Raw genomic sequence first — 11,067 nt, 5'->3', positions numbered from 1 at the left:
CGGTCCGCGGGCCCCCGCGAGCCGAACGGCCCGGGGGCGGCAGGGCCTGACGGACCACCAGGGAGCGGGCTCGCCACCAGGGACGGACGCGCCCATCGCACGGGGGCGGCGATGGGCGCGTGACAGTGGGCGCGGCGGTGCGCGGGGCGGTGCTGGGGGGTGCTGGGCGGTGCGGTGGCGGTGGCGGTGCGGCGGGGGTCAGGCCGCGACGGGCTGGGCGAGCGGGACGGGGCGGTGGCCGTGGGCCTCCACGCCGCCGTGCAGGACGCGCAGGCCGGCCATCAGCCGGGCCGGGTCCTGGCGCAGCCACAGCCGCACCGCCGCGCCCAGCGCCGCGCAGGGCGAGCCGGGGCGGACGCCGCTCAGCTCGGTCATCCGGTCCACCAGCGCCGGCAGCAGCTCGGCGAGCTCCGGCGGCAGCCACACCGTCACCGCGCACGGCGCGAACCGCCGCAGCTCGTCGGCGAGTTGGGGCGTCCCGCCGGTCAGCACGGACGGCAGCACGTCCAGCAGGGCGTCCGCCACCACCTCGGACACGTCGCCGCGGTGCCCGTGCGCCAGGCGCCGCAGCAGCGTCCGGTCGGCGGTGGTGAGCCGGACAGCCAGCATGACCTCGTCGGATTCCATCGCTCGGCCTCTCCGGGCACTCACGCCCAACCGACCGGCCCGCCGGATGCGGGCCGGACACAGACAACGCCGACCTGTCGGCCTGGGTGTCACTGTCCCCAAGCGGCGAACGGCGGCGGAAGGGCCGAACGGCCCCGTTCGCCGGGCCCGAACGGCGGGCCGGGCAGGGGCGGTTCGGGGGCGCCGGTGTCGCCCTCCCGTCCCGGTCCGGTGCTCAGCGCCCGGCGCGGGTGACCCCGTCGTAGCGGATCCGGTGCTCCGGCACGCCCGCGTCCAGCAGCAGCGAGCGCGCCCCCGCGACCATCGCGGGCGGGCCGCTGAGCAGCGCCAGCCCGGGCACGCTCTGGTGGCCGCGCAGCAGTGCGGCCAGGCCCTCCAGGTCGGGGCCGAACATCGGGGTCAGCTCCAACCAGGAACGGTTGGCGGCGAGTTCGACCAGCGCCGGCCAGTCGTACAGCTCGTCCCGGTTGCGCGCCGCGACCACCAGCCGGACCCGGCGCCCGCGGGCCCGGTGCGCCGCCGCGAACTCCTCCACCAGCGCCTTCATCGGCGCCAGGCCCGTCCCGCCGCCCAGCAGCAGCAGGTCGCGGTGCGGGTCCGCCCCGGCGCCGTCCAGCGAGAGCTCGCCGCGGGCCGGGCCGACCCGGACCTGGTCGCCGACGCCGGTGCCGTCCACCAACGCCGCGCTCACCCCGCCCGGGGAGGTCCGGCGGACGTGGAACTCCAGCACCCGGTCCTCGCGCGGCGCGCACGCCACCGAGTACGCGCGCCAACTGTGCGGCAGCAGCGGCGACTCCAGCGCCGCGTACTGCCCCGCCCGGTACGGGTACGGCTCGCCGGTGCGCACCCGCAGCACCGCCAGGTCCGGCCGCCGACGCTCGTGGCCGACCACCTCGCCGTGCCAGAACGGCGGCTCGGTGGCCGCGCTCTCCGCGCCCGCGACCATCGCCGCCACCGCGAACCGCAGCATCCGCAGCCAGGCCGCCTCGACCCGCCCCGTCCAGGCCCGCCCGCCGCGCACCCGCAGCGCGGTCAGCAGCGCCTCCTCGAACGCCTCGTAGTGCGCCGGCCACACCCCGAGCTTGCGGTGGTCCGCGCCCAACGCCCGCAGCCTGGAGTCGAGTTCGGCCGGACGGTCGAGGTGGTCGATCAGGTGCTGGAACATGTGTCCCAGGTGCTGGCGCTGGAACTCCATCGACTCCGGGAACAGCCGCCGCAGGTACGGCCGCCGGACGAACATCGCGTCGTACAGCACCTCGATCAGCGCGTCGAACGGCAGCAGCGGCGTGAGGTGGGCGACGATCAACTCCCGGTCGCCGGGCTCCGGAAGCTCCACCGCGGGCCCCTGTGGGGCCGATGATCGCCCGGGCGGTGCGAGGATGCTGCGCCGCAGCCGCATCGCGTGGTGGCGGGCGAGCAGGCGGTCGTACTCCGGGCTGAACGCGTCCTCGTCGTAGCCGCCGGCGGCGGTGAGGGCGTACGAGTTGGCGGGGGCGTACGAGTTGGTGGGGGCGCTGGGGGCGTACGAGGCGGTGGGGGTGGCGGTGCGCGGACGTGCGGGGCCGCTGCTGGTGAACTCCATGAACGCCAGGTTAACCATCCGCGGATTGGAGTTGATCATGGACTGTTCGGCCGCCCGAAGCAGGGACGTTCGGCCCTTGACCTGGGACGATGCTCCACTGCTCCGGGCCGGCCGAGGGCCGCGCGAAGGTCAGGCGGCGACGGCGGCCGGGGCCTGGGCGCGGCGGCGGAAGGCGGTGCCCAGGGCCAGGCCGCCCGGCCCGGTGACGGCGATCAGCAGGAACGCCCAGCAGAACATGGCGGCCGGCTCGCCGCCGTTCTGGATCGGCCACAGGGCGTTCCCCTGGTGCACCTCGAAGTACGCGTACGCCATCGAACCCGAGCACACCAGCGCCGCCGGGCGGGTCGCCACGCCGATCAACACCAGTGCGCCGCCCACCAGTTGGATCGCCGCGGCCCACCAGCCCGGCCACTCCCCGAACTGCGGGGCCTTGCCGTGCGGGCCGCCCAGCACCCCGAACAGGGTGGCCGCCCCGTGGCAGGCGAACAGCAGCGAGACGACGATCCGGGTCAGGCCGAGCACCGTCGGACGGGCGCGATCGGCGAGCCGGGACAGCTCTTCGAACATGGGAACTCCTCGTGGGGGGACAGAACCGCTGACTGCCGGCAGCTGGGAGCCCACCGGAAGCGGGGCGGGCGATCGGACCCGCCCCGTTTTGACGAAGCGCCGACAAGTCTGACGTTCCGTCAGCGGAACGGCCAGCGCCTCCACCTCTGAGATTCCTCTGAGTGCGCGGCCCCCGCCCGGCTCGGAAAGGCATCCGCTCGCCCGGACAGGCCCTAGGCTGGGCCGCATGTCGAACCCCGATGGGCTGCTCGTCGACATCGCCGCGATGGTCGAGTCCGAGCACAGCAACCAGATGTCCCTCACGGTGGTGGTTCCCGGCGCCGTGATCACCGGCAGGCTGGCCCCGGTGGCCCTGTGGTGGGAGCGCGTGGCCGACGTCCTGCAGGCCTCCGACCACCTGAAGCCCTTCGCCGCCCTGTTCGCCCCGCCCCCCGAGGGCCCGCCCGCCCGGCCCACCCACCTGCACCTGCACCGGGCGAAGATCCTCCAGGGCGACTTCGGGCTCCCGCACACCGGCGGCATGTACCGCATCGCGATCGGCGACATCAGCGCCTGGTCGGTCGGGGACCTCAGCTACTCCGACGCCTGATCCGGGACCCGCTCCAGCCCCCGCCGATCCGAGACCCGCCCCACCCCCTGGCCCGCTGCCCGGCCCGCTCAGGCGACCGTGCGGCGGGCCAGTCCGGTGAGCAGGTCCGCCACCCGGCCCGCGCCGTCCTCCGCGGCCAACCGCGCGGCGGCCGCCGCCGCGCGCTCACGGAGCGACGGGTCGGTCACCGCCCGGCGGATCGCGGCGCCCAGCCGCTCGGCCGTCAGCTCGCGCAGCGGGATCGGCGCGACCGCCGCGCCGACCGCCGTCAACCGACGGGCCCAGAACGGCTGGTCGGCCGTCACCGGCACGGGCACCGACGGCGCACCCGCCCGCAGCGCCGCCGCCGCCGTGCCCGCACCCGCGTGGTGGACCACGGCCGCCGTGCGCGGGAACAGCGCGGCATGGTCGAGCTGCCCCACGGTCAGCACGTCCTCCGCGTCCGCCGTCAGCCCCGCCCAGCCGGCCTGCAGGATGCCCCGCCGCCCGGCCGCGCGCAGCGCCCGAACCGCGAGCCGGCCCAGCCGCTCGCCCTGGCCCGCGCCCATGCTGCCGAAGCCGACGAACACCGGCGCCGGGCCGGCCGCGAGGAACTCCTCGACCTCGTCCGGCAGACCGCTCCGCGCCGCCGGCCACCAGTTGCCGACCACCTCCAGCCCGGGACGCCAGTCCGCCGGGCGGCGCACCAGCGCCGGGCTGAAGCCGTGCAGCACCGGCCACCGCCGCTCCGCGAGCCGGCGCCGCATCCGCGGACCGGTCAGCGGCGGCAGGCCGAGCCGTTCGCGCAGCTCCGCCACCGCGTCCCGGTGCAGCCGGTCCACCACCCCCAGCGCGGCCCGTCCCGCCGCCCGGTTCCCCCACCGGCCGAGCGACCGCGCGCCGCCCACCACCGGACCGAACTCCCCGGTGGGCTCGACCGGTTGGAGGTACACCCCCGCACTGGCCGTCCCCAGCGCCTCCGCCACGTGCCACCCCAGCGGCGCCGTCGAGGTGGACAGCAGCAGCACGTCCGCCCCCGGCTCCGCCACCTCCGCGATGCCCCGGCCCAGCTCCCCGACGAACTCCTTCGCCCGCCGCAGCAGTCCGCGCTGCCCGCCGCCTTGGTCCCCGCCGCCTTGGTCGCCGCCGCCCCGGGGGTCGCCCGGCAGCGGCCGGAACTCCAGCCCGCAGCCCTCCACCGTCCCCCGGTAGCACTCGTGCGTCGCCAGCGCGACCTCGTGCCCCGCCTCCGCCAGCCGGACGCCCAGCCCCGTGTACGGCGCGACATCGCCGTGCGACCCCGCCGCCGTGACCAGAACGCGCATGACCCGCTCAACCCTCCGTCGTGCGACGGGCGTTGGCCTCGATCGCGGTGTGCAGGAACCGGGCCAGGCCGGGCAGCTGCTCGGACGGCGGCACCAGCATCGCGAACGCCCGCGGATCGGTCAGGTAGTCCGCCCCGATCGCCCGGTGCGAATCCGGCGGACACGGCGTGAACCACCGCTCCACATGCGCCCGGTGCTGCTCCGCCAGATCCATCGCCCGCTCGCCGTCGGCCGGCTGCCCGTCCTCGAACGCGACGATCAACTCCCGCCGCCAGGCCGCCGATTCGGCCATCAGCTGCCGCCAGTCCTCCTTGCTGTGCTGCGCCGCCCGCTCCATCGACTCGCGCTGCCGCGCGCTGTCCGCCCACTTCAGCTGGGCGTCCGTGGCGTAGCTCAGGTCCCAGCGGACCTCGCCGAAGATGTCGAAGCGCTCCTGGGGCGACAGCCGGACGCCGGTCCGCTCCATCTCGATGGCCTGCTCGGCGACCTCCACCAGCCGCTGCAACTGGGTGATCTGCTCGTTGAGTTGGCGGTGCCGCTCGCGCAGGTGGCTGAGCGCGGTCGCCGCCGGGTCGCCGAGGATGCTCCGGATCTCCTCGATCGGGAATCCCAACTCCCGGTAGAACAGGATCTGTTGGAGCCGAGCCAAGTCCCGGTCGGTGTACTGCCGGTAGCCGGCCGCGGTCCGCTCGCTCGGCGACAGCAGCCCCTCCCGGTCGTAGTAGTGCAGGGTCCGTACCGTCACCCCCGCGAACCCCGCCACCTGCCCCACCGAATAACTCACGCCCTGGTCGGCCACGTCGTTCTCCCTTCGAACGACCCCCATGCTGAACCCTGACGCCAGGAGAGGGTCAACCCGCCCGCGCCCGCGCCCGGTGCGGTCGAGGACCCTGTGGGGCTCCTCGGCGGCGCGGCGCGATCGGTGATCGCCCGGACGAGGGCCCGCTGCCGGTCGGTGAGCGGGTCGGCGTCCCGGGGGCGCGGTGCAGAAGTGCGTCAGCAGGTCGGGCCGCGTGAGGTGCCGATCCAGGACGGCGCGGGCCTCCGGGGCGCGCTCGTGCAGGCCGAGGCCGAGCAGGATCTCGGCGCGGATCGTCGGCCCCCGGTTCCTGCTCCAGCCGCCCGCGCAGCGCGGCGGACTCCGCTCCCGGCAGCGCGACGGCCCGGTGGGCGCTCGCGCCGGGCTATCCGGGGTGTTCGAGTTGGGCTGCCATCTTCAGGGCGCGTTGGAGGGCGGGTTCGAAGCGGGCGTGGTCCGCTGCGGCGAGGGTGCGGTAGTGGCGGACGGCCTCCCGGAGGGCGGTCAGCCCCTCGGCGCGCCGATCCGCGTCCCCGAGGCCCACGGCGAGGTTGAAGAGGGCCGTGGCGCAGACGTACAGGTGGGCGTCGGGGTCGGCGTCGGCGAGGGCGCGGAAGTGGTCCACGGCCTCCTGGCCGACGGCCAGGCCCTGCTCCCCCCGGCCGACCTGCCTGAGCATGGCGGAGAGGTTGTTGAGGGCCATGGCGAGATCGGGCAGGTAGGCGTCGGGACTGGTGCGGGCGAGCGCGCGGTAGTGTCCGGCGGCCTCCTCGGCGGCGACCAGGCCCTCCTCCCACCGGTCGGTCATCCCCAGCCCGGCGGAGAGGCTGTTGAGGGCGGTGGCGAGGTCGGGCAGGTGGGTGTCGGGGTCGGCGTCGGCGAGGGTGCGGAAGTGGTCCACGGCTTCCCGGCCGACGGTCAGGCTCTGCTCGTGACGGCCGGCCTGGTTCAGGATGACGGAGAGGTTGCCGAGGGCCCTGGCTAGGCCGGGCAGGTGGCTGCCGGGGTCGGCGGCGGCCAGCGTGCGGTAGTGTCCGGCGGCCTCCTCGGCGGTGACCAGGCTGTTCTCCCACCGACCCGACTCCGCGAAGCTCCGGGAGAGGTTGTCGAGCGCCACGGCGAGGCGGGGCAGGTGGGCGTCGGGGTTGGTTCCGGCGAGCGCGCGATAGTGCCCGGCGGCCTCCTCGGCAGCCGCGAGACCCTCGTCCCACCGCCCGACATCGGCAAGTCGGAGCGAGAGGTTGTGGAGCGCCATGGCGAGGTCGGGCAGGTGGGTCGCCGGGTTGGTCGCGGCGAGCGTGCGGTAGTGCCCGACGGCTTCCTGGACGGCGGCCAGGCCCTCGGCCGGACGGTCGGCGTCGCCGAGCCGGATGGAGAGGTTGTTGAGCGCCATGGCGAGGTCCGGCAGGTGGGCGTCGGGATGGGTCGCGGCGAGGACGCGGAGGTGGGCGACGGCCTCCCGGACGGCCGCCAGGCCCTCGTCCGACCGGTCGGCGTCGCCGAGTCGGACGGAGAGGTTGCTCAACGCCTGGGCGAGGCCGGGCAGATGGGCCTCGGGGTTGGTCGCGGCGAGCGCGCGGTAGTGGTCGACGGCTTCCTCGGCGGCCGCGAGCCCCTCGTCCCAGCGGCCGACGTCGGCAAGTCGGAGCGAGAGGTTGTTGAGGGCCTTGGCGAGGTCGGGCAGGTAGGTGTCGGGGTTGGTTCCGGCGAGCGTGCGGTAGTGGTCGACGGCCTCCTCGACGGCGGTCAGGCCCTCGTCCCACCGGCCGGCATCGGTCAACCGGAGGGAGAGGCCGTAGAGGGACCTGGCGAGGCCGGGTAGGTGGGCGTCGGGGTCGGCCTCGGCGAGGGCGCGACCGATGGCGACGGCCTCCCGGCCGGCGGCCGAGCTCTCGACCCATCGCCCGGCAGCGCCGAGCCGCGCGGAGAGGTTGCCGAGGCCGTGGGCGAGGTCGGGCAGGTAGGCCTCGGGGTTGCTCTTGGCGAGGGCGCGGAAGTGGCCGACGGCTTCCTGGACAGCAGCGAGACCCTCCTCCCACCGGCCGGCGCCGCCGAGCCGGATGGAGAGGTTGCCGAGGGCCCTGGCGAGGCCGGGCAGGTGGGCGTCGGGGTTGGTTCCGGCGAGGGCACGGTAGTAGTCGACGGCCTCCTGGGCGGCGGTCAGACTCTCGGCCCACGGTCCGGCCACGCCGAGCCGGGCGGAGAGGCTGGTGAGGGCATGGGCGAGGTCGGGCAGATAGGTGTCGGGGTTGGCCTCGGCGAGGGCACGCCGGATCGCGACGGCCTGCTGAATGACGGCCAGGCCCTCCGCCTGCCGCCCGGCATCGCCGAGCAGGACGCAGAGGTTGCCGAGGGAAGTGGCGAGGCCGGGCAGGTACGCGCCGGGGTCGGCGTCGGCGAGGGCGCGCCGGATCGCGACCGCCTCCTGGACGGCGGCCAGGCCCTCCGCCTGCCGCCCGGCGTCGCTGAGATCGGCCGAGAGGTTGCTCAGCGCGGCGGCGAGGTCGGGCAGATAGGTGCCGGGGTCGGCGTCGGCGAGGGCGCGCCGGATGGCGACCGCCTGCTGGATGGCGGCCAGGCCCTCCGCCTGACGTCCGGCTTCGTTGAGTCGGACGGAGAGGTTGCTGAGCGAGGTGGCCAGGTTCGGCAGGTAGGTGCCGGGGTCGGCGTCGGCGAGGGTGCGTCGGATCGCGACGGCCTCCTGGATGGCGGCCAGGCCTTCCGCCCGCCGACCGGCGTTGCTGAGCCGGACGGACAGGTTGTTGAGGGCGTGGGCCAGGTTGGGCAGGTGGGCGTCCGGATCGGCCTCGGCGAGCGCGCGGTGGCGCGCGGCGATGGCGTGGGCGAGGCGAGCCGCCGTCGTGGCGAGGCGGTGGCTGGCGCGGGGGAGCAGGGCGTAGACCGCCCTGAGGTCGTCGAACGGAACGTCGGCGCGGTCGATGACGGTGTCGAGGGCCGCGATCAGGGGCGCCGGGTGGTCGGTGCGGGTGGCGGTGCTGATGGTGTGCGCGGTGAGCGTCCGGTAGTGGCGGACGCAGAGCTCGGTGAGCTGTCCGCCGAGCCGGCGCAGGGCGGGGTGGGCGGCGGCGCGGGTGTAGACGGTGAGGAGCTGCCCGTTCTGGGCGGCGTCGGTGCCGCGGAGCAGGTCGTCGGCGAGTTCCGGCCGGTCCAGGAGCGTGTTGCCGGTGTGGCGTTCGGCGAGACGGTCGGGCTGGAGGGCTCCCCACGGTGCCTCGCCCGCCCCGGTCGGCGTCGCGGGGTAGAGGGCGGCGAGCCAGGCGGTGACCCGGTCGCGCCGGTCGCGGGGCTGGTCGGCGAGCGCGGGCAGCTGCTGCCACAGCCGGTCGGCCTGCTCACGGTCGGCGGCGCCGACCAGGTGCGCGGCGGCGATCGCGGCCCTCAAGGTGTCCATGCTCACGCCCGGGGCGAGGCCCCGGGCGGTGGCGGTGTCGCGCCAGTAACGGGCCTCGTGGCCGAGCAGCCGGTCCTCGACGTCGTGCGCGCCCGCCGCGTCACCCGGCACCGGCCTGCCCGTTCCGGTGTCGCTGCGGGCGGTGTCGTTGCGTGCGGTGTCGTTGCGTGCGGTGACGTTGCATCCGGTGTCGCTGCGTGCGGTGTCGAGCAGGTCGGCGAGGGCGGTCATGTGGAGCGTCAGGGCGTTGGCGTAGGCGTCCTGGCCCACCTGCGGCTCGGGCAGGGCTTCGGCCGCCGCCGGCCAGTCGTGGCCGGCCAGGCCGTCGACCAGCGGAAGCACGGCGACGAGGGCCCGGGCGGCGGCGCGGTAGTGGCCGGCGCGCCGGACGGGGTCGTCCTCCAGCGGGGCGAGGCGGTGCGTGCGGGCGGTGGCGAGGTGGTCCTCGGCCTGGCGGCTGCCCTCCCGGGCCTGCCGCCACCAGTCTCCGGCGGTACGGGCGAGCAGCAGCACCTTGAACGGGCTGGTCCTGGGATGGTCGGCGACCGCTTCGACGAGGGACGTGAGCTGCTCGGAGCGGCTCTCGGCGTAGTCCAGGACCACCAGCAGGGGCTTCGCCGCACCGCCCAGCTCCCGCAGCTGCTCCGCGCGGGCGCCGGTGCGCGGCCACAGCACCGTCCAGCCCCGCTCGGCGAGCCGGCGGCCGAGATGGTGGGCCAGCCGGGTCTTGCCCTGCCCGCCCGGGCCGTGCAACAGCCACGCCCCGAACCCGTCCAGCGCGCACCACGCCTCCAGTTCGGCGAGGAGGGCCTCGCGGCCGTAGAACGGGACGGTCTGCCGCCCGGCCTCCAGCAGCGCCGCCGGGGTCGCCGGGGCCGGCCGCGCGGCCGAGTCGGCCACGTGCTGGAACTCCACCGCCTCCAGGCCCGCCGGCAGACCGCCGCCGTGCTCGGCGAGCGCGGCGCGGAACGCCGGATCGTGGAACAGGACGTAGCCCGGGACGACGTTGAGCCGGCCGTGCCGGGAAGCGTCGCGGTCGGCCGCCACCACGCCGAGCAGGATGCCGCCGCAGTGCACGGCCGCGCCCGACAGCCCGCCCCACGGCGAGGTGCCCGCCTGCGGCCAGTGCGGGGGGTGCTGGTCGAGGTCCATCACGTACTGGTTGTTGACGAACCCGGTGCCCGGGTTGATCCGGCCCGCCAACTGCTCGGCCTCCACCGCGAGTTGCGGACGCTGGGCCTCGTCCGGCACGCCCCACGTCTCGCACACCGCCCCCGGACGGGCCGTGGCCAACTGCCCCCACCGCACCCGTCCCGACGGCGGCCGCCAGTGCGGGGAGTCGTCGACCAGCACGAGCGCCGCGTCGTCGCGCCCGCCCGCGGTGCCGGCCCACACCACGCTCCCGTCCGCCGAACCGCCGCCCCCGGGGTGGAACACCGCCACCCTCGTCCCCGCCGGGCCGGTCACATGAGCCGACGTCAGCACCAGCCGCCCGCCGACGGCATACCCCGACCCCGGCCCGCCCGGCCCCGCCACCCCCGCAAGACGCCCCCGCTCCACGTACGCTCCCCCAGCACCCGATCCGCCACTCGCACCGCAGCGACCACGCCCGTCGGCGGAACACCCGCCAGGCCGAACCACCGGCCTGCGCCGACGCCAACACCGTAGGGCCCGCACCAGCACGTTCGCAGCGAAAGCCGGACTTCGCCCGGGCCCGGAGCCGTCGGGCCGGTACCGGCGGCGGGCGGCTCTCCGAGGACCGGCGCCTGGACGGAGCACCGGCCGCTGGCTACCCCTCGTCCTGCTCCGCAGCACCTGGTCGGGGTTCGTCCCGAAGCCGTACTCGCCTGTTGACTCTCCCCGGCTGCCGGGTTCGAGGTCGGCGTTGGGATCGGGGAGCCCTCGATCACGGGCTGCCAGGTGCCCGCGTCCTGGCTCCGCTGCTCCGCGGGGGCGCGCCTGGTGGCCGGCCGTGGTGGCTCCCGCGGGCGCCGCCGCCGGGGACGGCGACGCCCAGGGCGTTCGAGTGCGTGCCTGCGGTCCAGCTCGGGACGCGGACGCTGACGCCGAACTCGAAGGTCCCCGTGGTGCCGGGTGGCGTTGGTCCGGTTGTCGACGAAGAGCGGGCGGATGGCGGAGTTGTAGCAGCCCGCCGCGGGGTTGTCGTACGAATCGAAGCCGACCCGC

General features: G+C 75.9%; 7 protein-coding genes. 1 reads left to right on the top strand and 6 read right to left on the bottom strand.

Features of this window, described 5'->3' with window-relative positions:
• Positions 1 to 198: 198 nt before the first annotated feature.
• The 3 genes from ACWEMJ_RS05990 to ACWEMJ_RS05980 all read right to left on the bottom strand — a co-directional run bounded on the left by ACWEMJ_RS05990 (position 199) and on the right by ACWEMJ_RS05980 (position 2,776).
• A complete protein-coding gene (locus tag ACWEMJ_RS05990) occupies positions 199 to 627 on the bottom strand; it encodes a hypothetical protein (RefSeq protein WP_452135740.1) in 429 nt (142 codons plus the stop codon).
• Positions 628 to 841: 214 nt separating this feature from the next.
• A complete protein-coding gene (locus ACWEMJ_RS05985) occupies positions 842 to 2,209 on the bottom strand; it encodes a globin domain-containing protein (protein WP_452135739.1) in 1,368 nt (455 codons plus the stop codon).
• A gap of 129 nt (positions 2,210 to 2,338) precedes the next feature.
• Positions 2,339 to 2,776 carry a DoxX family protein gene (locus ACWEMJ_RS05980; RefSeq protein WP_452135738.1) on the bottom strand — a complete coding sequence of 146 codons (438 nt, stop codon included), beginning with the start codon at positions 2,774 to 2,776 and terminating at the stop codon, positions 2,339 to 2,341.
• Positions 2,777 to 3,002: 226 nt separating this feature from the next.
• Between ACWEMJ_RS05980 and ACWEMJ_RS05975 the strand changes: the two genes are divergently transcribed.
• Positions 3,003 to 3,365: a hypothetical protein gene (locus tag ACWEMJ_RS05975; protein ID WP_452135737.1), complete on the top strand. Its 363-nt coding sequence runs from the start codon at positions 3,003 to 3,005 to the stop codon at positions 3,363 to 3,365.
• Between the two features lie 68 nt (positions 3,366 to 3,433).
• Here the strand turns inward: ACWEMJ_RS05975 and ACWEMJ_RS05970 are convergent, their stop codons facing one another.
• The 3 genes from ACWEMJ_RS05970 to ACWEMJ_RS05960 form a co-directional block, all read right to left on the bottom strand.
• Entirely contained in the window at positions 3,434 to 4,669 is a 1,236-nt protein-coding gene (locus ACWEMJ_RS05970; RefSeq protein ID WP_452135736.1) for a glycosyltransferase, read from the bottom strand.
• Positions 4,670 to 4,676: 7 nt separating this feature from the next.
• Positions 4,677 to 5,453 carry a MerR family transcriptional regulator gene (locus ACWEMJ_RS05965; protein WP_452135735.1) on the bottom strand — a complete coding sequence of 259 codons (777 nt, stop codon included), beginning with the start codon at positions 5,451 to 5,453 and terminating at the stop codon, positions 4,677 to 4,679.
• Between the two features lie 400 nt (positions 5,454 to 5,853).
• Positions 5,854 to 10,317 carry a tetratricopeptide repeat protein gene (locus tag ACWEMJ_RS05960; RefSeq protein ID WP_452135734.1) on the bottom strand — a complete coding sequence of 1,488 codons (4,464 nt, stop codon included), beginning with the start codon at positions 10,315 to 10,317 and terminating at the stop codon, positions 5,854 to 5,856.
• Positions 10,318 to 11,067: the final 750 nt, after the last annotated feature.

The sequence above is a fragment of the Kitasatospora sp. NPDC004531 genome, assembly GCF_053602195.1.
This window is presented reverse-complemented; position numbering and strand designations above follow the sequence as displayed.